Origin of the sequence: Williamsia muralis (assembly GCF_002735905.1) — a bacterium.
Classification (GTDB): Bacteria; Actinomycetota; Actinomycetes; order Mycobacteriales; family Mycobacteriaceae; genus Williamsia; species Williamsia muralis_A.
Genome location: NZ_PEBD01000005.1, coordinates 279,456 through 301,934, shown reverse-complemented (window position 1 = coordinate 301,934; position 22,479 = coordinate 279,456). Strand labels below are relative to the sequence as shown.

The following is a 22,479-nucleotide window of genomic DNA, read 5'->3' as shown; positions in this document are numbered from 1 at the left end:
CCGGCCGACGCCGGCCTTGCGGCTCAACTAGCGAAGGCCACCTTCGCCAGTTCGGCGGTGCTGGTCAGCAAGGGATGGGTGGGCATCACTCGCACGGTGTATCCCACCGGTCCGGTCATCGGAAGCGGCACGGCTACCTCGAAGATCGTCGAATCATCGGACGGATTGCCCCCGGAGCTCACCGACATCGTCGTGGTGACGACCTGCGACAGGTTCTCCTCCTCATCGACCCGACCCACGACGGCCTGGACCAGCACCTGTTCCGGACTCAGCCCGGCGAGGTCGACATGAGCGGTGATCGTCATGGTCGAGCCGAGCAGGGGAGTGTCGGGCAAACCGGCTGTGTCGACGTGGCGCACCCTCACCGAAGGCCAGGCCTCGTCCACCTGCGCCCGGAATCCGGACAGCTCGCGGGCCCCCGCGAAGTCGTTGTCCGACACCGCGTGGCCAGAGATGGCCGCAGGCGCGTAGAACTGCTCGGCGTAGTCGCGGACCATGCGCGAGGCCAGTACCTGTGGCCCGAGGGTGTGCAACGTGTGGCGAACCATCTCCACCCATCGGGTCGGAACCCCGTCTGCCCCCGCATCATAGAACTTGGGCACCACCACGTTCTCGAGCAACTCGTACAGTGCGGCTGCCTCGAGATCGTCGCGCCGGACTTCATCGGTGACGCCGTCCGCTGTCGGGATGGCCCATCCGTTCTCGTTGTCGGACATCTCATCCCACCATCCGTCGAGGATGGACAGGTTCAACCCACCGTTGAGTGCCGACTTCATGCCAGAGGTACCGCACGCCTCCATCGGCCGTAGCGGATTGTTCAGCCACACATCGCATCCGCCGTACAGGTATCGAGCCATCGACATGTCGTAGTCAGGCAAGAACACGATCCGGTGCCGCACATCGTTGGCGTCGGCGAAGCGAACGATCTTCTGGATGAGTGCCTTGCCGCCCTCGTCGGCCGGGTGGGCCTTGCCCGCCACCACGAGTTGGACGGGACGCTCTTTGTCGAGCAACAGGGCCTTGAGGCGATCGGTGTCGCGCAGCATCAGGGTGAGCCGCTTGTACGTCGCCGCGCGTCGGGCGAAACCGATGGTCAGCACTCGCGCGGAGAACACGCCTGCAGTCCAGCCCAGCTCGGCGGCCGAGTAACCGCGCTCGAGCCCCGACTTGCGCAGGCGCCTGCGGACCTCGGCGATCAACTCTGTGCGCAGTTCGTTTCTGGTCTTCCAGATCTGCTGTGCTGGAACATCTTTCATCGCGGCCAGCGCGTCGGTCTCCGTGAGGCCGCCTGACTCGCCGCCGGCGGCCAATTCCGCCCAACGCCGCGACGACCACGTGGGTGCGTGTACCCCGTTGGTCACCGATCCGATGGGTACCTGGGCCGCGTCGAAGCCTGGCCACAGCGGACCGAACATCTCGCGACTGACCGCCCCGTGCAGTTTGGACACACCGTTGGTGCGCTGACCAAGCCGTAGACCCATGTGCGCCATGTTGAACACGGTCGGGTCCTTCTCCCGGCCGAGCTCGAGGATCCTCGCCAACTCGATCCCGGGCAGCAACGTCGACTTCCCGCCGTCGTCGCCGAAGTAGCGGCGCACCATGTCGATCGGGAACCGGTCGATTCCTGCCGGAACCGGTGTGTGCGTGGTGAACACGGTCGAGGCACGCACCGCGGTGAGGGCCGTGTCGAAGTCGAGCCCAGCGCCGGCCGGAGCCACCAGCTCGCGAATCCGCTCCGCGCCCAGGAAACCCGCGTGCCCCTCGTTCATGTGGAAGACGTCGGGGTCGGGCAGAGCGTTGATCCGGGTGTACTCCCGCACTGCGCGCACCCCACCGACACCGGCGAGGATTTCCTGGTTGATCCGGTGTTCCTGATCGCCTCCGTAGAGCCGGTCGGTGATCATCCGGAGATCCGTGTCGTTGTCGGGGATGTCGGAATCCAGGAGCAGTAGGGGGATTCGGCCCACGTCGGCAATCCAGACCTTGGCGTGCAACACGCGGTTGTCGGGCATCAGAACCCGCACTGTCACCGGATTTCCCTCGGCGTCGAGCATCGCTCGCACAGGTAGGCCTTGGGGATCGAGATTCGGGTAGCGCTCGGTCTGCCACCCGTCCGACGTCAGCGACTGACGGAAATATCCGTAGCGATAGAGCAGTCCTACCCCGATCAGGGGCAAGCCCAGGTCAGAGGCCGCTTTGAGGTGGTCGCCCGCGAGGATGCCGAGACCACCGGAGTAGATCGGTAGCACTTCCGACACCCCGAACTCCATCGAGAAGTAGGCGATCGAGCGAGGGAATCGATTGCCCGAGGCCACCTGCTCCTGGAACCAGCGAGGTCGGTCCAGATAGTTCTGCAGATCGGACGCCAACTCGTCCAGGCGGCGAAGAAAGCCGTCGTCGGCGGCAAGTGCGGACAGCCGCTGCGGTCCGACATCGGCGAGCAGCCGCACGGGATCCTTGCCGGTCGCCCACAGATCCGCATCGATCGATGCGAACAGATCTTGGGTGGCCGGGTGCCACGACCATCGAAGATTGGTCGACAATTCGGCAAGGGCTGAAAGGGGCTCTGGGAGGTGGGCGCGGACGGTGAAGTGGCGCAGTGCTTTCACCGAGCAAACCCTACCCACGCAGCAGCGGGTTCGCGACCCCCGAGAACTCGTGTACATCAGCTCGTCATCAGGCGGCCGGACAATTCGACGGGAGCGCTCGGTATGGGCCCGGCGACCCCCGGCTACGCTCGGTGAATGCAGCGAATTATCGGAACCGAAGTCGAGTACGGAATCTCGGCTCCGAACGATCCCGGTGCCAACCCGATCATGACGTCGACGCAGGCGGTCCTCGCCTACGCAGCGGCCGCCGGGGTGCCCCGCGCCAAGCGCACTCGCTGGGACTACGAGGTGGAGTCGCCGCTGCGCGATGCACGCGGCTTCGACCTGGGTCGCAGTTCGGGCCCGGCACCCATCATCGACGCCGACGAGGTCGGCGCGGCGAACATGATCTTGACCAACGGCGCCCGGCTCTACGTCGACCACGCCCATCCCGAGTACTCGGCGCCCGAGGTGACCGATCCACTCGACGCCGTCATCTGGGACAAGGCGGGGGAGCGCGTGATGGAAGCGGCCGCGCGGCATGTCGCCAGCGTTCCAGGGGCGCCGAAACTACAGCTCTACAAGAACAACATCGACGGAAAGGGTGCCTCATACGGCACCCATGAGAACTACCTGATGGCCCGGTCCACGCCCTTCACCTCGGTGATCACCGGACTCACCCCGTTCTTCGCCTCCCGGCAGGTGATCACCGGATCCGGCCGCGTCGGTATTGGCCAGTCCGGTGACGATGCCGGGTTCCAGCTGAGCCAGCGTGCCGACTACATCGAGGTCGAGGTGGGTCTCGAGACGACCCTCAAGCGCGGCATCATCAACACCCGAGACGAACCACACGCCGACCCCGAGCGTTATCGCCGACTGCACGTCATAATCGGCGACGCCAACCTCGCCGAGACCGCGACGTACCTCAAGGTGGGCACTGCCTCACTCGTGCTGGATCTGATCGAGGCCGGCGTCGAACTGGGTGACCTCGAACTGGCCCGCCCCGTTCACGCCGTACACGTCATCAGTCACGACCCGACGCTGCAGACCACCGTTGCGCTGGCCGACGGGCGAGAGATGACCGCGCTTGCGATCCAGCGGATCTATCACGAGCGCTGTGTCGCGTTCCACGACAAGAACAACAGCGATGACCTCAGGGCCAAGGACGTTCTCGACACCTGGGCCGACGTCCTGGACAAGCTCGAACGCGACCCGATGGAGTGCGCGAACCTGCTCGACTGGCCGGCGAAACTGCGCTTGCTGGAGGGTTTCCGCAACCGTGAGGGCCTGGCCTGGTCGGCACCCCGGTTGCAGCTGGTCGATCTGCAGTACTCCGACGTCCGTCTCGACAAAGGCCTCTACAACCGACTGGTGGCGCGCGGTTCGATGAAGCGGCTCACCACCGAGCAACAGGTGATGGACGCCGTCGGCAATCCACCGGAGAACACCCGGGCGTACTTCCGCGGTGAATGTCTCAGGCGGTTCGGCGCCGACATAGCCGCCGCCAGCTGGGATTCGGTCATCTTCGATCTGGGTGGCGAGTCCCTGGTCCGCATCCCGACCCTCGAGCCCCTCCGAGGCAGCCGCGCACACGTCGGCGAACTGCTTGATTCGGTGAACTCGGCCGCCGAACTCGTGGATCAGCTCACGAATTGAGGATCTGGCACGGCTCGTATATCCCGAGCGGTGTCGGCTTTGAACGGTAGTGTGAATATACGGACGGCCCCGGCGGGGCCGTGTTCTGAAGGAGGCAGCGATGGCGCAGGAGCAAACCAAGCGTTCAGGCGGTAACGACGACGACAACGATGCCGGTTCGGATTCAGGCGCGGGTCAAGAGCGTCGCGAGAAGCTGGCCGACGACACCGACGACCTGCTCGACGAGATCGATGACGTGCTCGAGGAGAACGCCGAAGACTTTGTGCGCGCCTATGTCCAGAAGGGCGGCCAGTGACCGATCGAATCCAGTCACTTGGTCAGGACATCTCGTCGTTCTCCGACTACCTGCGTAATCACGCGCCAGACCTGTTGCCGGTCAACCGGTTTCCCGAGGGGGTAACTGCGAACATCCCGCACGGAACCACCATCGTCGCCATCGCGTATCCGGGTGGCGTGGTGTTGGCTGGCGACCGCCGGGCCACCGCCGGCAACATGATCGCCAGTCGCGACATGCGCAAGGTGTTCATCACCGACGACTACTCGGCAGCAGGCATCGCCGGCACAGCGGGTGTCGCCGTGGAGATGATCCGGCTCTTCGCCGTCGAACTCGAGCACTACGAGAAGATCGAGGGCGTCTCGCTCACCCTCGACGGCAAGGTGAATCGACTTGCCTCGATGGTTCGCTCCAACCTCCAGGCGGCCATGGCCGGACTCGCAGCCATCCCTCTGCTCGTCGGTTACGACTCCGATGCGATCGACCCACAGCGGCCGGGTCGAATCTTCTCGTTCGACGTCGCGGGGGACCGCCATGAGGAACACGGCGGGTTCCAGGCGATCGGGTCGGGCTCGGTGTTCGCGAAGTCGGCCATCAAGAAGCTGTATCGACATGACCTGACCGGCTCCCAAGCTCTCGAGATCGCTGTCGAATCGCTGTACGACGCGGCCGACGACGACTCCGCCACCGGTGGTCCCGACATGGTCCGCGGGCTGTACCCGACTGCCGCCGTGGTGACCGCCGAAGGAGCAGCTGAGGTGTCCGCCGCCCAGATCGAAGAGGCGGCCCGATCGGTGACCACCCGTCGCTCCGCCGTCGAAGGGACGCAGTCATGACGTTCCCGTATTACGCCAGCGCCGAACAGATCATGCGTGACCGGTCCGAACTGGCACGCAAGGGTATTGCGAGGGGCCGCAGCGTCATCGCGTTGACCTACGCCGACGGCGTGCTCTTCGTGGCCGAGAATCCATCGAACACACTGCGCAAGGTCAGCGAGATCTACGACCGCATCGGGTTTGCCGCGGTCGGCAAGTACAACGAGTTCGAGAGCCTGCGCAAGGCCGGTATCCAGCACGCCGACATGCGCGGCTACAACTACGACCGCGCCGACGTGAGTGGGCTGTCGCTGGCCAATGCCTACGCCAACACACTCGGCTCGGTCTTCACCGAGCAGCCGAAGCCGTTTGAGGTCGAGCTGTGTGTGGCGGAGGTGAGTCGGCCCGGTAAGCCGGGTCCGTCTCAGCTGTACCGGATCACCTATGACGGATCCATCGTCGACGAGACGCGGTTCCTGGTCATGGGTGGCGCCACCGAGGCGATCTCCGCGTCGATGAAGGACGCGTACGACGGGAATGCCGATCTACGAGGCGCGTTGGCCACGGCGATCAAGGCACTCGAAACCCCGCCCGCGCCCAACGGTTCGAGCGCCGGCTCGGGCTCGAACGCCACAGTCGCCGAACCGCGCAAGCTCGAACCGGGCGACCTCGAGGTGGCAATTCTGGATCACGGACGGCCTCGACGAGCGTTCCGACGGCTGACCGGCACCGCTTTGGTGGACCTGTTGCCAGAACGTCCTTCCGCCGACTCCGATGGCGCCGAGGGCGCGACCGGTGCCGGTGGCCCCAATGGAACCGAAAGCTGAATCCGTACCCACTCGGACACTCGGCGGTAGGGTTGAAATCGTGCAGCGACGAATTATGGGTATCGAAACCGAATTCGGTGTCACATGTACTTTTCATGGGCACCGCCGGCTCAGTCCCGATGAAGTCGCTCGGTATCTGTTCCGCCGGGTGGTGTCGTGGGGTCGTTCGTCGAACGTGTTCCTGCAGAACGGGGCACGGCTCTACCTCGACGTCGGTTCGCACCCCGAGTACGCCACTGCCGAGTGCGACAACCTGCAACAACTGATCGAGCACGACCGTGCGGGCGAACTCGTACTCGAAGATCTGCTCATCGACGCCGAACGTCGATTGGCCGACGAGGGTATCGGTGGGGACATCTACCTGTTCAAGAACAACACCGACTCCGCAGGCAACTCGTACGGTTGCCACGAGAACTACCTGGTGGTGCGTGCCGGTGAGTTCTCCAAGATCTCGGACGTCCTGCTCCCGTTCCTCGTCACCCGGCAATTGATCTGCGGCGCAGGCAAAGTCTTGCAAACGCCCAAGGCGGCCACGTTCTGTCTGTCGCAGCGCGCCGAGCACATCTGGGAGGGCGTGTCATCGGCCACCACCCGCAGCCGGCCGATCATCAACACCCGCGACGAACCGCACGCCGACGCCGAGAAGTATCGCCGGCTGCACGTGATCGTCGGTGATTCGAACATGGCCGAGACGACGACGATGCTCAAGGTGGGCTCGGCTGCTCTGGTTCTCGAGATGATCGAGGCCGGCGTCGCCTTCCGTGACTTCGCCCTGGACAACCCGATCCGGGCGATTCGCGAGGTGTCGCACGACCTCACGGGACGCCGTCCGGTCCGTCTGGCCGGCGGCCGTCAGGCCAGTGCCCTGGACATCCAGCGGGAGTACCACGCCAGAGCCGTCGAGCATCTGCGCACCCGTAAGCCAGATCAGCAGATGACCCAGGTCGTCGACCTGTGGGGCCGGATGCTCGATGCGGTGGAGCAGCAGGACTACGCCAAGGTTGACACCGAGGTCGACTGGGTCATCAAGCGCAAGCTGTTCCAGCGCTACCAGGACCGCTACTCGATGGATCTGTCCGATCCCAAGATCTCTCAGTTGGACTTGGCGTACCACGACATCAAACGGGGTCGCGGTGTCTTCGATCTGCTTCAGCGCAAGGGCCTGGCCGCGCGCGTCACCACCGACGAGGCCATCGCCGCGGCGGTGGACACACCACCCCAGACCACTCGCGCCAAACTCCGTGGCGACTTCATCGCGGCCGCGCAGAAGGCCGGCCGTGACTTCACCGTCGACTGGGTGCATCTGAAATTGAACGACCAAGCGCAGCGGACGGTGCTGTGCAAGGATCCGTTCCGCAATGTCGATGAGCGCGTCGATCGCCTGATTGCCTCCATGTAGCGAGGCCGACACTAAGCTGTCCGGGTGGCGATCAATAAGGTTGAACGATTGATGAACCTGGTCATCTGTCTGCTGGCCACCCGGCAATACCTCTCGGCCGACCAGATCCGCAGTAGTGTCGCCGGATACCAGGACTCCAAGTCCGATGAGGCGTTCAATCGGATGTTCGAGCGGGACAAGACCGAGTTGCGTGATCTCGGCATCCCACTGGAGACGGGGCGCAGTTCTGGGTTCTCGCCGGTCGACGGCTACCGCATCAACCGCGAATCCTACGAGCTACCCGACATCGACCTCGACACCGACGAGGCCGCCGCAGTCGCGCTGGCCGCCGCACTGTGGGACACCCCAGAGTTGGCGGCCACGAGCAACAGCGCGCTGATGAAGTTGCGTGCCGCCGGGGTGCAGATGGATTCCGAAGCCGCATTCGACGCCGGCGCCACGGCCATCCACTCGAGTGCCCCTCGCGGGATCGGGTCGCCGGAAGTCCTCGGAACGCTGCTGGCAGCTCTCGAGGAGAGTCGGCCGGTGCGCTTCGAACATCGCTCATCGCGTACCGCTCCCTACGCCACCCGCACGGTCGAACCGTGGGGAGTGGTCACCCATCAAGGTCGGTGGTACCTCGTCGGACATGACCGCGACCGCGGACAGACCCGCACGTTCCGGTTGACCCGTATCGCAACGGTCACCCCGTTCGGTAAGCCCGGCGACGTCGCCCGGCCCGGAGATGTGGACCTGCGGGCCATCGTGGGCGCGGCCGTCGACCGTTCGGGTCCTGCGGTCACCGCCCATGTGTGGGTCGCCGCGGACCGCGCCGCCGGGCTACGACGGATGGCGAAGGGCGAGGAGCCCGGTGACCACCACGGCCGACAGGGGTCCGTCCTAAAGATCGAGATGAGGTCGGTGGACGGACTGACCCGCCAAGTTCTCGGAGCGGGAACCGATGCGGTGGTGATCGATCCCCCTGAACTACGCGACACGGTGATCGACGGTCTGAAAAGCCTTGCGGGGGTGAGCTGATGACCTCGGGTACCAGTCGGCTGACCCGCCTGCTCGTGATGGTGCCGTACTTCTTGGCGAACCCTGGGGTGAGCGCGGCAGAAGCGGCTCGCGACCTCGGTACCACGCCGAAGCAGGTGATGGACGACCTCAATCAACTGTGGATGTGCGGGCTCCCGGGGTATTCGCCCGGCGACCTCATCGACCTGTCGTTCACCGAGGACAGCGTCGAGGTGACCTTCTCCGCCGGCATCGACCGACCGCTCAAGCTCACCGCAGCCGAAGCCGCGCCACTGCTGGTGGCCCTGCGCTCGCTGATCGACGCATCGGGCGTGGTGGATGCTGCTGCCGCGCGGCGGGCGATCGCCAAGATCGAGAACGCGATGGGCACCCCGATAGGGGAAGCTGTCACCGAGACACCGACCGCTGAGTCCGATCCGGCCGAGTCGCCTGCGGTGATCGCCGTGCGGGATGCAGTACGCCGGCGTCATGCCGTACGGCTGCGGTACTACTCCGCATCCCGCGACGAGGTCACCGACCGAGTTGTCGATCCCATCCGTATCCAGGCGGTGGATGGTCGCGGATACCTCGAGGGCTGGTGCCGCTCGAGCGGGGGCATCCGATTGTTCCGCTTCGACCGAATCGATGAGGCGTCGGTACTCGAGGAGGTGGCCCGACCACCGGCGACGGGGGAGTCCGATCAGACGCTTGCGCTCTTCGAATCCGATCCCACGTTGCCGCAGGCGGTGATCCAGATCGATCCGGAGGTGATCTGGGTCCTCGACTACTACCTCATCGAGCCGGTCGATCCGGACGGGATCGCGGGTTCGGATCAGCCGGTGCTGGCGACGATGACGTACGGGTCAACCGAATGGCTCACCCGATTCGTTCTCGGTTTCGGTGGCAAGATCAAGGTGCTCAATGCCGACGAGATGGCCGCGGACATCGAGGCCAGGGCAGCTGCGACGCTGGCGATGTACAGCTGAGCAACCGCCGAGCGCCGGCACTCACACGTCGACTGCCCGGTTTCCGGGTAGCATCGCAGACATACTCGATTGGGAGAGGTAACCGCACCATGAACGCATTACAGCCTTGGCACATCATCCTGGTGGTGGTCGTTTTTCTGATCCTTTTCGGATCAAAGAAGCTTCCTGACGCCGCACGCGGACTTGGCCGGTCGATGCGCATCTTCAAGAGCGAGGTCAAGGAGATGCAGAACGACGGCAAATCGGACACCGAGACACCGCCGACAACCGCCGCGACCCCGGACCCACGACAGATCACCACGGGTACGGACGCCGCCTCGGCCACCGGCACCGAGTCCGAACGCAGATCTGCCTGAGCGTTTCCACCGCCGTACGGCCGGCACAGGACGACGACCTCTTCATGGACCACACTGCGGACCGGAGAGGTCGCTTTCTGTTCGGCGCACCTCTCACTGACCTGAATAGTTCACACCGTGCGCATTCCTCTTGACCCTCGGCGCCGCAAGCGCAAGGTGAACCCCGACGGAACGATGTCGTTGGTGGAGCACCTGCGTGAATTGCGGACCCGGCTGCTGATCTCGGTGGCCGCGATAGCTCTCACCACGATCCTCGGGTTCGTGTGGTACTCCCATGGCTTCCTGGGTATCGACTCGCTCGGAGATCTCCTGCGTGAGCCCTACTGCAACCTGCCGGAATCGTCCCGCGCCAACCTCACCGGCGACGATGCCTGCCGTCTTCTGGCCACCGGCCCGTTCGACCAGTTCATGCTGCGATTGAAAGTGGCCCTGACCGCCGGGTTCGTGATGGCGTGCCCGATCTGGTTCTACCAACTGTGGGAGTTCATCACCCCGGGCATGCACGACAAGGAACGCAAGTACGCAGTCTCGTTTGTCAGCTGCGCGGCCCTGTTGTTCCTCGCCGGAACCGTGCTTGCTTACCTGGTCATGACCAAGGCGTTCGAGGTCCTGCTGACCATTGGCGACAATGTCCAGATCACAGCGCTCGCCGGTGACCAGTACTTCAACTTCCTCCTACATCTGCTGATCATCTTCGGGGTGAGTTTCGAACTCCCGTTGCTGATCGTGGCCCTGAACATGATCGGCGTGCTCAGTTACGAGCGACTCAAGGCCTGGCGTCGCGGATTGATCTTCGGCATGTTCGTGTTCGCCGCGTTCTTCACACCGGGCTCCGATCCGTTCACGATGCTCGCCTTGGCGGGTGCGTTGACGATCCTGCTCGAGATGGCCATCCAGATCGCTCATCTCCACGACTACCGCAAGGCAAAACGTCAGGAAGCCGAATGGGGAGACGTCAGCGATGACGAGGCATCCCCGATCGGCGGCCCGACAGCATCAGTACCCGCTTCCGGCCCGGTCGAGCGCCCCGCGCCGGTGTCGACGGCCCCTTCGATGAGCGGAGCCGATCACTTCGATGACACTCTCTGAGGCGCAACTCGAGCTCGACACGTTTGCGAGGCGTCAGCCATTTGCCCTCGATCCCTTCCAGCGTGACGCCTGCTCGGCGCTCGCCGACGGACACGGCGTCTTGGTATGTGCGCCCACCGGTGCAGGCAAGACCATCGTCGGCGAGTTCGCCGTACATCTCGCGCTTGCCGCCGGCACCAAGTGCTTCTACACCACCCCCATCAAGGCGTTGAGCAACCAGAAGTACGCGGATCTGGTCCGGGCGCATGGTGCGGAGTCCATCGGTTTGCTCACCGGCGACTCGTCGATCAATTCCTCCGCACCCGTGGTCGTCATGACCACCGAGGTTTTGCGAAACATGATCTACGCCAATTCGCCCGCGCTCGACCGTCTTTCGCATGTGGTGATGGATGAGGTCCACTTCTTGGCCGACCGCTTTCGCGGCGCGGTGTGGGAGGAGGTCATCCTGCATCTCGCTCCTTCGGTTCGCGTGGTGAGCCTGTCGGCGACGGTCAGCAACGCCGAAGAGTTCGGCGCGTGGATCCAGACCGTCCGTGGGGACACCACGGTGATCGTCGACGAACACCGGCCCGTGCCGCTCAGTCAGCACATGCTGGTCGGCAACCGACTCTTCGACCTGTTCGATCACCGTGATGCCGCTGCACCGAACAAGAAGCCGGCGGTCAATCCAGAACTCACCCGCTACATCCGGCATCGCGAACTCGCGGCGCGACGCGACGACGACTTTCCCCCACGAGGACGCGGTCGGCGCGGACCGCAACGGGGTGAGGGGCGCCGCGGGGGCGTTCCGAGGCCGGTTTCCCGGCCCGACCTCATCGCGCGTCTCGATCGTGAAGGTCTGCTGCCCGCAATCAGTTTCATCTTCTCGCGAGCAGGATGCGAGGGTGCACTGAGCCAGTGCCTGCGTTCAGGCCTCCGCTTGCTCGAGCCCGACCAGGCCAAGCAGGTCGACATCATCGTCGACAAATACGTCGCCGAACTCTCGGCAGCGGACCAGGACATCCTCGGCGTGCCCGCGTGGCGCGAAGGTCTCACGCGAGGGTTCGCCGCCCACCACGCCGGACTGCTGCCCGCGTTTCGTCACGCCGTCGAAGAATTGTTCGTCAAAGGTCTCGTCAAAGCCGTGTTCGCCACGGAGACACTGGCGTTGGGCATCAACATGCCGGCGCGATCGGTCGTCTTGGAACGGCTGATCAAGTTCAACGGCGAGGCGCATGTCGATCTGACGCCTGGGGAGTACACCCAGCTGACCGGTCGAGCCGGGCGTCGAGGGATCGACATCGAGGGCCACGCAGTGGTCGTGTGGACCGACGATCTCGAGCCGACGCGCGTAGCCGGCCTGGCGGGTGCCCGCACGTTCCCGTTGCGCAGTTCCTTTGCGCCTGAATACAACATGGCTGTGAACCTGATCGGGCGGCTGGGCTTGGCCGGCGCGCGAAATCTACTTGATCGGTCGTTCGCACAGTTCCAGGCGGACAAGTCGGTGGTCGGCCAGGCCCGGCAGATCGACACCGCGCGCCGTCAACTGCGCAAGATCGAGGTCGAACTGGAAGGCCGCGCCGAGGGCCGCGGCCTCGACGAGGGCATCGACGGGTTCCTGGGTTACACCAGGTTGCGCGAGCAGATCCGGTCGCGAGAGCGCTCGCTCAAGTTCGAGTCACGGATGGCCTCGCAGCAGAGCACGGTCGAAGATCTGTCCGCACTCAAGCGTGGACAGGTCATCGGCCTTCACGGTGGCCGGCACCGGGGTCTCGCAGTGGTCCTCGAGCCGGCGACCGACATCCGCGATCCCAAGCCGCTGGTGATCTGCGAGGACGCCTGGTGTGGCAGGGTCGGTCCCCGCGACTTCCTGAACCCGCCTCAGGTGCTCGGCAACATGCGGCTCGCCAAGCAGATCGACAGGCGCACGGGGCGCGGTCGACGAGACCTAGCGTCCGCGTTGCGGTCGTCGGGCATCGACATGCCCCGCGGTAAACAGGCAAAGCGCGCCCGTGCGGCAGATGATCGTGAGTTGAGTCGTTTGCGCAACGATCTGCGCAATCACCCAGCACATCAGATTCCGCAGGACGACGAACTCTTTCGGTTGGCCGAGCGACGAAACCGGGTTGCGCGTGAGATCTCGGCGCTCGAGGAATCGGTTGCCCCGCGGACGTCGACGCTGTCGATCAACTTCAATCGCATCGTGGCAGTGCTCATCGAACTCGGGTACCTCGAGAAGGCGGAGTCGGAAGGCGAACTGAACATCACGTCGGCCGGTGACACCCTGAGCCGCGTGTACAGCGAAAGTGACCTGCTGATCTGTCAGTGCATCAGGGACGGGTTGTGGGATGAGCTGGGTCCGGCCGAACTCGCGGCTGTCGCATCGTCGGTGGTCTACGAATCCCGGCGCGACTCGTACGGTGGCGCCGAGCTCGTCACCGGAGTGGTCAGTGTGCGCGACGCACTGCACCGGACCCACTCGGCCTGGCACGACCTGACCCGCCTGGAGATGAAGCATCTCGTGGAACCCACGCGGGAGCCGGACGCCGGGTTCGCCACGGCAATTTATCTGTGGGCATCGGGGCGCGGCCTCACCGAGGTGCTCGCGGCGGCCGGGGAGCGCGGCACCTCACTTCCGGCCGGAGATTTCGTCCGATGGAGCCGCCAGGTCATCGACCTGCTCGAGCAGATCAGAACCGCTGCAAGCCTGCAGTCATCAGGGCAGTCGCGTCTGACCCGTTCCGCTTCTGCGGCCATCGCCAGTATCCGAAAAGGGGTCGTGGCCGTCGAACTCGGCTGAGTTACGCGGCGCTCCGGCCGGTCTACCTCAGCGTTTGCCGGTCGCGTCTGCTGAACCCTTCGATGAGTGTGCGGTATGTTCGGGGTCGGTAATTCTGGCGCCGCGAGTTTCCACGGTGCAGACAAGCGGAGGGAACACATGAGCGGGCCCAACGACCCCAACAACCCCGGATCGCCGCAGCAGTGGCAAGAGGGTCAGCAACCGGGCCCGTGGGGTCAACCGACACAGGGCCCGCCACCGGGGCAGGGGTGGGGTCAGCAGCCGCAGCAGCAGTACCCGCCTCAGCCGAACCCCGGTCAGCAGGGGCCCGGCCAGTATCAGCCGCCCAGCTACCCGCAGCAGGGCGGCCATTACGGCCAGCCCCAGGGACAGCCGGGCAACTACGGCCAGCCTCAAGGTCAGCAACCCGGTTACGGCCAACCTCAGGGCCAGTACGGACAACCCGGTCCGTACGGGCAGCCCGGGCAGTACGGACAGCCGGGACCCGGCGGCTCGGATCAGTTCTCGGCGATGGCTCAGCCGAAGTCGCGAAAGAAGCTGCCGCTCATCATCGGGGCGTCCGTGGTGGCGTTGATCGCAGTGATCCTTGCCGTCACCGCTTTTCTCGCACCTGGATTCGCCGTCACCAAGGTCCTCAGCCAGGAGGCGGCCCAGGAGGGTGTCAAAACTGTTCTGGAGAACGACTATCAGGCAGAGGGCGTCGAAAACGTCAAGTGTCCCAAGGACAAAGAGATCAAGAAGGGCGACAGCTTCACCTGCACGGTGACGGTGAGCGGCGCCAATCAGCAGGTCAAGATCACGTTCCTCGACGATGACGGCAAGTACGAGGTGGGGCAGCCGACCGCCGGCTGATGCCCGCGGTCGCTCGCCTGTCGTCATCGATCAGGGGAACTGCCAATCCAGTGCTTTCCCGAGTCGGGAGACCGCCGAGCCGATGCCGAGCTCTTCGATCAGATCGGCCAACGCGGCCGGATCTGCCGGCTCGCTGGGCAATCGGTCGTCCCCGCTGCTGATTATCTCTGCGTCGGTTCGGACGAACACAACCGTGCGAGCGGCGGTCAGATAGTCGGCGGCAGCTTTGAGAGAGGTGCGTTGGCGGGTGGAGATCCGCTTGTCGGCGGTCGTGGCAGCGACACGCTCCAGTTCGTCCAGAGTCCCGAACGCCTGCAACAGTTTTGACGCCGTTTTCTCCCCGATTCCGGCCACCCCTGGTAGTCCGTCGGATGGGTCGCCCCGGAGGATCGCCATCTCGGCATACGCCGAACCCGGATCGGAAGTCGGCACGTCATATCGTTCGGCGACTTCGGCAGGTCCGTACATTTCGGCCTTCGCGAGCCCGCGTCCCACATACAGAACCCGGACCGGAACCGGGTCGTCTGCCACCACTTGCAGGAGGTCTCGGTCTCCACTGACCACCACCACCGGGTCTACGGCCTCGGTGTGGGCGAGGGTCCCGATCACGTCATCGGCCTCGCAGCCTTCTGCACCGGCGGTCGAGATCCCGGCTGCGGCGAGAACGTTCATGATCATGTCGACCTGAGGTGTCAGCGTGTCGGGCACCTCTTCCGATCCGTCTCCCGCGGCGTCGGCGACACGGTGCGCCTTGTACGAAGGAATGAGGTCCGTGCGAAATGTGGGTCGCCAGGAGAGGTCCAGACACACAACCAATCGATGGGGATGCTCGCGGGTGACCAGGGCGGCGATCATGTCGAGGAATCCGCGGACGGCGTTTACCGGACGTCCGTCAGGAGCGGTCATCTTCTCCGGCAGAGCGTGAAAAGCCCGGAACCACAGACTCGCACCGTCTAGCAGCATCACTGGTTGGTTCATGGCGTAAACCATGCCAGATCCACCGACAGGTGAATGCTTGTCCCGGTGATCCGAGTCGATCCGAACGATGTCTGCGGACGACTGTCGGCGGCAGTTCTACGTCGCGCTTCGTTCGTCGCTGTCTATCGCGTCGAGAACTGCGATTTGCGTATGAGGATCGCCCGTCAGCGGTCTGGGCGGGGGACCCTGTCGCAGGGCCACTTTCACGTCGTTGCGAGTGATCGACGCAGGCTTTGTGGCAGAGACGAATCGGAGGAAGAGATCGACGAACCGGTCGGGCTCGTCGCGGAACGGAAAATGGCCTGACTTCTCGAATATCTCGAGCTGCGAGTCTGGCATCGCACTGTGCAGCATATGGGCATGACTCACCGGGATCACCTGGTCGTCGGAACCCCACACGATCAGAGTCGGGATGGCGGCGCTCAGGTAACAGCGGTCGAGCATGGTGACCACTTGGCCGCGCCAGTCGACAGCCGATCGCAGAGTCCGCGCGAACACCTCGGCCGAACCCTTCTCCGGCATGCGCTCGAGGACACGGACCACCTCGGTGTTGTCGCGGAACATCGCCATGGGCAACAGGTTCTGCATCATCCGGGCGACGGTCGAGAAAGTCGGGAACACTCCGGGTACAGAGATCACGCCCAAGGCGAGTTCGGACAGGGGCAGCGACAGCGCTCGGAGAGCTGGGTTGACACCCTTGGTGACGCCACCGGTGCCGATGAGAACCAGCCGTTCCACCATCTCGGGGTATTGATAGGCGAACTGGCCGGCCACGCCCCCGCCCAGCGAGTGTCCGACCACGGTGACGCGTTCGATATCGAGGTACGTGAGCAGATCACGCATGCCGTTCGCGAATGCAGAGACCGAGTAGTCGGCTCGGGGCCGGTCAGACAGTCCATGACCCAAAAGATCGGGAGCTATCACCGTGTATTTCTCGCTCAGCTGCTCGAACACCGGCTCCCAGGCGAGCGAGTTGTCACCGATTCCGTGCAGCAACAAGACGGCCGGACCGCTCCCTGCCATACGAAATGCGCGCTTGTAACCATGCAGGGTCGCGAACTGCGGGTCGTTTTGCGTACTCGGGACCGCACGGAGTCTGCGCGGCTCGCGTCCACGGTTCACGCTGCCGTCTTTCGATCCCATCTGTACATCATCCGTCTAACCGTCCGTTTTCGCCCGTTCAGCGACCGCTCACCGGGAAGGACCGCCTCTTCGAGGGCCGGTTAGCCTGATGGACATGGCTCACGAGCGATTCTCAGCAGAGGTGTATCGGTCCCGACTGCAACGTGCGCAGCAGTTGACGGGCTCAGCCGGATTGTCTGCGCTGTTCATCACGCCCGGGCCCGATCTGCGCTACCTGACCGGTTCCCGCGCCAGTACGTTCGAACGTCTGACTGCACTGGTGATCAGTCCCGATAGGGATCCGCAGGTCGTGGTTCCGAGGTTGGAACTCGCGGCCCTGCGGGAGTCTGCGGTCGGCGAGCTGGGCCTGGTTGTCCACGATTGGGTAGACGGTCAGGACCCGTATGCCATCGCAGTTGACGCAGCAGGTGTGAGCGCAGGTCGTTATGCCGTCTCTGATGCGGCACCGGCACTTCACACTGTTCCGTTGGCCGCCAGGTTCGGTTCGAGCCCCGAATTGGCCACCGGCGTTCTACGTCAGTTACGGATGACCAAAGACGACGCGGAAATCGACGCGTTGCGCCGGGCGGGTGCAGCGATTGATCGTGTTCATGCTCGTGTCGGCGAATGGCTCTCGGCGGGAAGGACAGAACGCGAGGTCGCCACCGACATCGAGGCCGCGATCGTCGCCGAGGGTCATACCGGCGCCGAGTTCATCATCGTCGGCTCCGGCCCCAACGGCGCCGACCCCCACCACGAGGTGTCTGATCGGGTGATCGAAGACGGCGATGTGGTGGTCGTCGACATCGGCGGTCCTGTCGAGCCCGGGTACAACTCGGATTGCACTCGAACTTATTGTGTAGGAGAACCTTCCGGGGAGATAGCCCGTCGGTACCGGGTACTGGAAGAAGCCCAGCGCGCCGCGGTGGCGGCAGTACGGCCGGGCGTCAGCGCTCAGGAGATCGATGCAGCGGCCCGCAATGTGCTGGCCGAGGCCGGACTGGCCGACAAGTTCGTCCATCGGACCGGCCACGGAATCGGTCTGTCAGTCCACGAAGAGCCCTACATCGTTGAGGGAAACGACACCGAGCTGCAGGTCGGAATGGCCTTCAGCGTCGAACCCGGGATCTACTTCCCAGGTGGATGGGGTGCACGAATCGAAGACATCGTCGTGGTCACAGCCGACGGATGCGAATCACTCAATCAGCGGCCTCATGAGCTGAAGTCGGTCTGACGGCGCACTTTCTACCCACTGTGCAGGCTCAGGCTGCAGAAGCGACGACGCCGATCAGTAGGGCCGCGGCCGGCGGCGCCAGCGACTGCCCCATCGCTGCGGAGTAGCCGTACCGAACCGGCTCCGGTCTCCGTCCGGCCTGATCCATCGACGATGACCCGAACCCGGGAACCTCTGCGGCGAGGCGGTCCGCATCGAGGCCGCCTACCCCTTTGGTCGCGTGTATGTGAATCATGTTTTGCCGCAATCTGATCGCGCACTGTCGTTCCTTCCCCAGGCCGCTGAGGCCTCGTTCGATCGGTGTAGGTGCCCGACTCGTAGAAGTCGAATACCTGTTCGACAATATCGGATTCTGTTGGTAGACTTGATGAAAGGGGTTCGAGGGCTGGGGGGCTTGTCGATGAGTGATTCGGTGACGGTGGATCCACCGCCAATGCCGGTGTTGGTGGGGTTGTATCGCGATCTTGATGCGGTGTTGCAGCGGATTGCTGGTGCGTCGTCAGCTGATGTTGATGATGTGCAGGTTGCTGAGTTGGTGCGGGTGAACGAGAGAGTTGTTCGGGCACTGTCGTTTCAGGGCCTCAAGCGGTTGCAGGAGGTGAATGATCGGGGTTTGTTTCGTAAGGCTGGTCATTCGACGTTGCACCGGTTTGTGATGAGTGAGCTGCGCGTGTCTCGTGGTGATGCCTCCTCGCGGTTGAAAGCACTCGATGCTGCCGGTGTGTTGGTGTCGATGCAGGGTGAGGCGTTGCCCCCTAAGTGTCCGGCTGCTGCGGAAGCGTTGGCCGAGGGTGTTATTGGGTTGGCGCACATGGATGTGATGCTCAAAGTCCGCGACAAGATTCCGCACAAGTCAGCGCCGGAAGTGTATGACGTGGTCGATGCCTGGATGACCGACAACGCCCGCACGTTGACTCCGACTGAGCTTGAGGTGTGTGGTCGAGAAGTACTAGCGCGGGTGGACCCGGACGGGACACTTACCGACGACGTCGACCGCAAACGCAACCGCGGCCTATCGGACGGTGCACAAGGGTTGGACATGATGAGCAAGCTCACCGGAAATCTGGATCCGGCGACGTTGGCGTTGTTTCGGACGGTGATGGATGTGTGGGCAGCACCCGGGATGAACAATCCTGACGACCCGAACTCACCTACCGGGGCCGTCGATGACCCGAGCATGGATCCAGCGGTCATCGAGGCCGCGGCCGGGCGTGACACCCGTTCCCGTGCCCAACGTCAACACGACGCATTCAAAGCAATCCTCAAAACCATCCTCGAGTACAAACTGCTCGGCACCTCCCACCGTGGCCTGCCGGTGCAGGTGATCATCACGATGACCAAGCAGCAGCTTGATGAGGCCGCCGGTATCGCCCACACCGCCTCCGGTGTCGACCTGCCAGCCAAGGATGCCTTGGAGTTGGCGACGCGGGCGGATTGGTCGCTGGCAGTGTTCGCCAACCACTCCGCCGACGTCCTCTACTTCGCCCGGGCAAAACGCACCGCCCAGCAAGGTCAACGGATGGCGCTGTTCGCCAAAGACCGAGGCTGCACCAGCCCAGGCTGTCGCAACCCCATCTCCTGGACCGAGATCCACCACACCACCGCCTGGGCCGACGGCGGTTTCACCGACATCGACGAACTGGCCCCGGCGTGCATCCCGCACCACAAGATGATCGGACCTGGCGAAGACCAATGGCAAACCATCATGCTCACCGACGGCCCCGACGCCGGCCGAGTCGCGTGGATTCCACCCAGATACATCGACCCGGACCAACAACCGCGAGTCAACCGAGCCCACCACACCGACCACACCATCGAAGCGGCATGGCAGAACATCATCGCCGAACGCCAACAGGCACTCGACGAACGCGAACAACGCATGCAGCTCCAGCAACACAACCCGGCCGAGGCAATGGCCACCGGGGACGACGACGTCAGGCAACCCGGGCCGTCAGACTGATACTTGTTGGCAGCCAATGCGTTCTGGCTGGTGCGTTACGAACTAGTCAGTGGTTCCGAGGAGAGTTCGTGAGCCGAGTACGCGCTTGACTTCGATCTGAATGACTACGCGTCGCGGGTTGACCTTTGGTTGCTTGTAGCGGTTCGCGTAGCGACGTTCACCTTCGGCGACAGCGCCGGGGTCGCGGTGCACCGACGCCGGGCCCTCGAGGGTCAGCCAGCGCGGGCCATCCACCTGGAAGACCGCCGCATACCCCGCACGCTCCACGTTGAGTACCTTCTGGCTTCCTTCGAAGGTGATCACCCGGACGAGCTCGGCTTCTTCGTCGTAGGTGAAGCCGACCGCAACAACGTGGGGCGTCCCGGCCTGCCGCACGGTGGTCAGGCTTCCCAGATGGCGGACGCTCAGAAACTCGAGCGCATCAGGGGTGAGGTCGGCTGCTGTTTTGGACATCTACAGAGAATAGTCAACTTGGCCAGCATGCCTCTGGCCACCCACTCGGACAGGACTCTGGCTGATTGAACGCAAACGACGGCTGCGGTCGCACGTCCGTGGAATAGTTCAACGATGGCCAGCCCTACCCTGGAACTTGTTCGTGGACAGAACGTTTCCCTCGAAGACATTAACAATGGTAACGACCGCCTGGCGATTACGGTCCGCAGCCGTTTTCCGACCGAGTCAGGTGTGCGCCCTGATGTGAGCATCCTGCTACTCGGTGCTGACGGGAAGGTCAGGAGCAATTCTGACTTCGTGTTCTACAACCAGCGGGAAGCGGCGGGAGGTTCCGTCCGTATCTCCGAAGCGTCTGCGCAAGAGGGCGAGGCAACGGAAGCCGCCTCCAGTGACGTGCTTCTTGTAGATCTCGCGGCCCTTCCTGAAGACATCGCGCGCGTTGTCGTGAGCGCGAGTCTCGACCAGGACGCCGCTACCACCTTCGCGGCGGCCGAGGAACTCGAAATCGTCGTCACGCAGAGTGATACTGCGGCGCCCTCAGCCCTGTTCCGCATAGCCATAGACGAGCCAGTTCTGGCTCTGTTGTTCGGCGAGGTGTACCGGCGCGGGTTGGAGTGGAAATTCCGCGCAATCGGTCAGGGCTTTGCAGATGGGTTGGGCGTTCTGGCGACAGAATTTGGCGTGGAGGTCGATCCGCAAGACGACGAAGTGTCAAGCGATGAGGTCGTGGACGTGCAACCTGAATCGGCTCCGACGCCCCAGAACGACAACCCAGTCGGCGCCGTGGCATCCGGCAAACAGATGACTATTAAAAAAGTCCTACGACCGCCGAAGTTGCCGGATTGGTCGATCTCCGAGCCAGTCGACAAGGGCGAGTGGGACCGCGCTCGCCTTTTCTCTGTTTCCGCCATCGGCTCTGGCGATGAGCGAGAGCGCCGAGCAGTGTCTGCGGTTCTGTCGGTGATGAGTGGAGTGCGTGAGCTCGGAAGAGAGATGGTACGGCGAAGCGGTGGCCCAGTAGGAGCCGTAGAAACCTTCATCGAGCCGGAGTTCGACTGGCAAGACAAGAGATACAGACCAGACGGGCTGCTACGCGTCACTCGTGGGCTGAAGACCTGGACAGCTCTGATCGAAGCGAAGTCATCGACAGCGAAGTTGACGGCAGAACAAGTTCAGATCTATGTCGACATTGCGCGGTCGCTCGGCTTCGACGCGGTCATCACAATCAGCAATCAACTCCCAGGTGCCGACGATGAGCACCCGGTCAAGGTCGACCGGAGAAAGCTCAAGAAAGTTGCCCTGCATCACCTCTCGTGGGACGAAATCCGTTCGGTGGCGATCTCGATGTCAATGCACAAGCAGGTCGAGGATTCGTCGCAGGGGTGGGTGCTGAGAGAATTCGTCAGATACCTTCAGCACCCGAAGTCGGGTCTACACGGCTTCACCGACATGGGGCCTCAATGGGGACAGATCCGCGAGGCTGTGAAGACAAAGACCCTCAATGCCGACAGCAAGGGCGCAGCCGAGGTCTGCCATATGTTCGATCAGCTGGTTCGCCATATCGGACATGACCTGTCGTGCTTACTCAGTGTCGATGTCCGACCTATTTTTCCCCGCAATCGCGCGGACAGCACGAGCCGGGCACAGCAACTCGCTGACTCAGGCGTCATGTTCGGCTCACTGCGAGTACCCGGCGCTGCTGGGCCCCTCACCCTGTCGGTTGACCTCCGATCTGAGCGCGTCGAGTGTTCAATGACCGTGGATGCGCCCAGAGAGGGGAGGCCGATGACCCGGGTGAACTGGCTGACCAAACAACTCGCCGCGGCTCACAAGGACACTCTGGTCGAGGCGGTGTTTGCTGGACGAAATGCGGCGCCTGTCGGAGCATTGCTGGGGACGGTGCGAGAGAAACCGGAAGCGCTACTCCCCGCTGACGGCAAACCTCCAAAGCAGTTCAAGATAACGCGCGGCAACAGCTTGGAACGAAACCGCGGAAACGTTGTCGCTTCAGCCAACAAGCTCGTCGAGGAGTTCTACCGCAACGTCGTCCAGGTGACGCGCCCGCCCAGGATATCCAAGCCCTCAGAGGCCTGACCCACAAGAGTCCGCGTCCGG

19 protein-coding genes are annotated in these 22,479 nt (G+C 63.7%); 14 read left to right on the top strand and 5 right to left on the bottom strand.

Features of this window, described 5'->3' with window-relative positions; translation table 11 throughout:
• Positions 1-23: 23 nt before the first annotated feature.
• Entirely contained in the window at positions 24-2,609 is a 2,586-nt protein-coding gene (glgP, locus tag CSW57_RS08170) for an alpha-glucan family phosphorylase (protein WP_099382315.1), read from the bottom strand.
• A 135-nt stretch (positions 2,610-2,744) separates the two neighbouring features.
• Here glgP and dop point away from each other — a divergent pair, with 135 nt between their 5' ends.
• From dop to CSW57_RS08115, 11 genes are all read left to right on the top strand, one after another.
• Positions 2,745-4,244 (top strand): depupylase/deamidase Dop, encoded by a 1,500-nt coding sequence (gene dop, locus CSW57_RS08165; protein WP_099382314.1) that lies wholly within the window; start codon positions 2,745-2,747, stop codon positions 4,242-4,244.
• Between the two features lie 100 nt (positions 4,245-4,344).
• Positions 4,345-4,539 (top strand): ubiquitin-like protein Pup, encoded by a 195-nt coding sequence (locus CSW57_RS08160; protein ID WP_023959236.1) that lies wholly within the window; start codon positions 4,345-4,347, stop codon positions 4,537-4,539.
• Complete coding sequence (gene prcB, locus CSW57_RS08155; RefSeq protein ID WP_099382313.1) at positions 4,536-5,354, top strand: proteasome subunit beta; 819 nt, start codon at positions 4,536-4,538, stop codon at positions 5,352-5,354. The genes CSW57_RS08160 and prcB overlap by 4 nt, the downstream gene beginning before the upstream one ends.
• Positions 5,351-6,160 carry a proteasome subunit alpha gene (prcA, locus tag CSW57_RS08150; protein ID WP_099382312.1) on the top strand — a complete coding sequence of 270 codons (810 nt, stop codon included), beginning with the start codon at positions 5,351-5,353 and terminating at the stop codon, positions 6,158-6,160. The genes prcB and prcA overlap by 4 nt, the downstream gene beginning before the upstream one ends.
• Before the next feature lie 40 nt (positions 6,161-6,200).
• Positions 6,201-7,559: a Pup--protein ligase gene (gene pafA, locus CSW57_RS08145; protein ID WP_081729813.1), complete on the top strand. Its 1,359-nt coding sequence runs from the start codon at positions 6,201-6,203 to the stop codon at positions 7,557-7,559.
• A 24-nt stretch (positions 7,560-7,583) separates the two neighbouring features.
• Positions 7,584-8,576, top strand: a complete 993-nt coding sequence (locus tag CSW57_RS08140) for a helix-turn-helix transcriptional regulator (RefSeq protein ID WP_099382311.1) — start codon at positions 7,584-7,586, stop codon at positions 8,574-8,576.
• The gene (locus CSW57_RS08135; RefSeq protein ID WP_099382310.1) at positions 8,576-9,541 is read left to right on the top strand and encodes a helix-turn-helix transcriptional regulator; all 966 of its coding nucleotides are present in this window, start codon (positions 8,576-8,578) and stop codon (positions 9,539-9,541) included. The genes CSW57_RS08140 and CSW57_RS08135 overlap by 1 nt, the downstream gene beginning before the upstream one ends.
• Positions 9,542-9,630: 89 nt before the next feature.
• Entirely contained in the window at positions 9,631-9,897 is a 267-nt protein-coding gene (tatA, locus tag CSW57_RS08130; protein ID WP_099382309.1) for a Sec-independent protein translocase subunit TatA, read from the top strand.
• Between the two features lie 117 nt (positions 9,898-10,014).
• Entirely contained in the window at positions 10,015-10,986 is a 972-nt protein-coding gene (gene tatC, locus CSW57_RS08125) for a twin-arginine translocase subunit TatC (RefSeq protein WP_099382308.1), read from the top strand.
• Positions 10,973-13,765, top strand: coding sequence for a DEAD/DEAH box helicase (locus tag CSW57_RS08120; protein ID WP_099382307.1), 2,793 nt, complete (start codon positions 10,973-10,975; stop codon positions 13,763-13,765). Before tatC ends, CSW57_RS08120 begins: the two co-directional genes overlap by 14 nt.
• Positions 13,766-13,903: 138 nt before the next feature.
• Positions 13,904-14,617, top strand: coding sequence for a DUF4333 domain-containing protein (locus tag CSW57_RS08115; RefSeq protein ID WP_099382477.1), 714 nt, complete (start codon positions 13,904-13,906; stop codon positions 14,615-14,617).
• 30 nt (positions 14,618-14,647) lie between these two features.
• Here CSW57_RS08115 and CSW57_RS08110 read toward each other — a convergent pair whose 3' ends face one another.
• Positions 14,648-15,580 (bottom strand): 5'-3' exonuclease, encoded by a 933-nt coding sequence (locus tag CSW57_RS08110; protein ID WP_099382476.1) that lies wholly within the window; start codon positions 15,578-15,580, stop codon positions 14,648-14,650.
• A gap of 111 nt (positions 15,581-15,691) precedes the next feature.
• Positions 15,692-16,738 carry an alpha/beta fold hydrolase gene (locus CSW57_RS08105; protein ID WP_099382306.1) on the bottom strand — a complete coding sequence of 349 codons (1,047 nt, stop codon included), beginning with the start codon at positions 16,736-16,738 and terminating at the stop codon, positions 15,692-15,694.
• Positions 16,739-16,832: 94 nt separating this feature from the next.
• Between CSW57_RS08105 and CSW57_RS08100 the strand changes: the two genes are divergently transcribed.
• Positions 16,833-17,951, top strand: coding sequence for a M24 family metallopeptidase (locus CSW57_RS08100; protein ID WP_099382475.1), 1,119 nt, complete (start codon positions 16,833-16,835; stop codon positions 17,949-17,951).
• A gap of 28 nt (positions 17,952-17,979) precedes the next feature.
• Here CSW57_RS08100 and CSW57_RS08095 read toward each other — a convergent pair whose 3' ends face one another.
• Entirely contained in the window at positions 17,980-18,186 is a 207-nt protein-coding gene (locus CSW57_RS08095) for a hypothetical protein (protein ID WP_099382305.1), read from the bottom strand.
• Between the two features lie 165 nt (positions 18,187-18,351).
• Here CSW57_RS08095 and CSW57_RS08090 point away from each other — a divergent pair, with 165 nt between their 5' ends.
• Entirely contained in the window at positions 18,352-19,911 is a 1,560-nt protein-coding gene (locus tag CSW57_RS08090; protein WP_189339175.1) for an HNH endonuclease signature motif containing protein, read from the top strand.
• 42 nt (positions 19,912-19,953) lie between these two features.
• On the opposite strand, the gene CSW57_RS08085 is transcribed toward CSW57_RS08090, so the two are convergent.
• On the bottom strand, positions 19,954-20,364 hold the full coding sequence (locus CSW57_RS08085) for a TIGR03618 family F420-dependent PPOX class oxidoreductase (RefSeq protein ID WP_099382303.1): 411 nt from the start codon (positions 20,362-20,364) through the stop codon (positions 19,954-19,956).
• 114 nt (positions 20,365-20,478) lie between these two features.
• Between CSW57_RS08085 and CSW57_RS08080 the strand changes: the two genes are divergently transcribed.
• Positions 20,479-22,458, top strand: coding sequence for a TerD family protein (locus tag CSW57_RS08080; protein ID WP_099382302.1), 1,980 nt, complete (start codon positions 20,479-20,481; stop codon positions 22,456-22,458).
• The last annotated feature ends 21 nt before the right edge of the window (positions 22,459-22,479 follow it).

Bases quoted from the DNA above. Each gene is read 5' to 3' on its own strand.
- CSW57_RS08135 (WP_099382310.1), top strand. From the start codon at position 8,576: ATGACCTCGGGTACCAGTCGGCTGACCCGCCTGCTCGTGATGGTGCCG.
- CSW57_RS08160 (WP_023959236.1), top strand. From the start codon at position 4,345: ATGGCGCAGGAGCAAACCAAGCGTTCAGGCGGTAACGACGACGACAAC.
- CSW57_RS08110 (WP_099382476.1), bottom strand. From the start codon at position 15,580: ATGCTGCTAGACGGTGCGAGTCTGTGGTTCCGGGCTTTTCACGCTCTG.
- CSW57_RS08105 (WP_099382306.1), bottom strand. From the start codon at position 16,738: ATGGGATCGAAAGACGGCAGCGTGAACCGTGGACGCGAGCCGCGCAGA.
- CSW57_RS08120 (WP_099382307.1), top strand. From the start codon at position 10,973: ATGACACTCTCTGAGGCGCAACTCGAGCTCGACACGTTTGCGAGGCGT.
- prcA (WP_099382312.1), top strand. From the start codon at position 5,351: ATGACGTTCCCGTATTACGCCAGCGCCGAACAGATCATGCGTGACCGG.
- CSW57_RS08090 (WP_189339175.1), top strand. From the start codon at position 18,352: ATGAGTGATTCGGTGACGGTGGATCCACCGCCAATGCCGGTGTTGGTG.
- tatA (WP_099382309.1), top strand. From the start codon at position 9,631: ATGAACGCATTACAGCCTTGGCACATCATCCTGGTGGTGGTCGTTTTT.
- CSW57_RS08100 (WP_099382475.1), top strand. From the start codon at position 16,833: ATGGCTCACGAGCGATTCTCAGCAGAGGTGTATCGGTCCCGACTGCAA.
- CSW57_RS08085 (WP_099382303.1), bottom strand. From the start codon at position 20,364: ATGTCCAAAACAGCAGCCGACCTCACCCCTGATGCGCTCGAGTTTCTG.
- dop (WP_099382314.1), top strand. From the start codon at position 2,745: ATGCAGCGAATTATCGGAACCGAAGTCGAGTACGGAATCTCGGCTCCG.
- CSW57_RS08080 (WP_099382302.1), top strand. From the start codon at position 20,479: ATGGCCAGCCCTACCCTGGAACTTGTTCGTGGACAGAACGTTTCCCTC.
- CSW57_RS08095 (WP_099382305.1), bottom strand. From the start codon at position 18,186: ATGATTCACATACACGCGACCAAAGGGGTAGGCGGCCTCGATGCGGAC.
- CSW57_RS08115 (WP_099382477.1), top strand. From the start codon at position 13,904: ATGAGCGGGCCCAACGACCCCAACAACCCCGGATCGCCGCAGCAGTGG.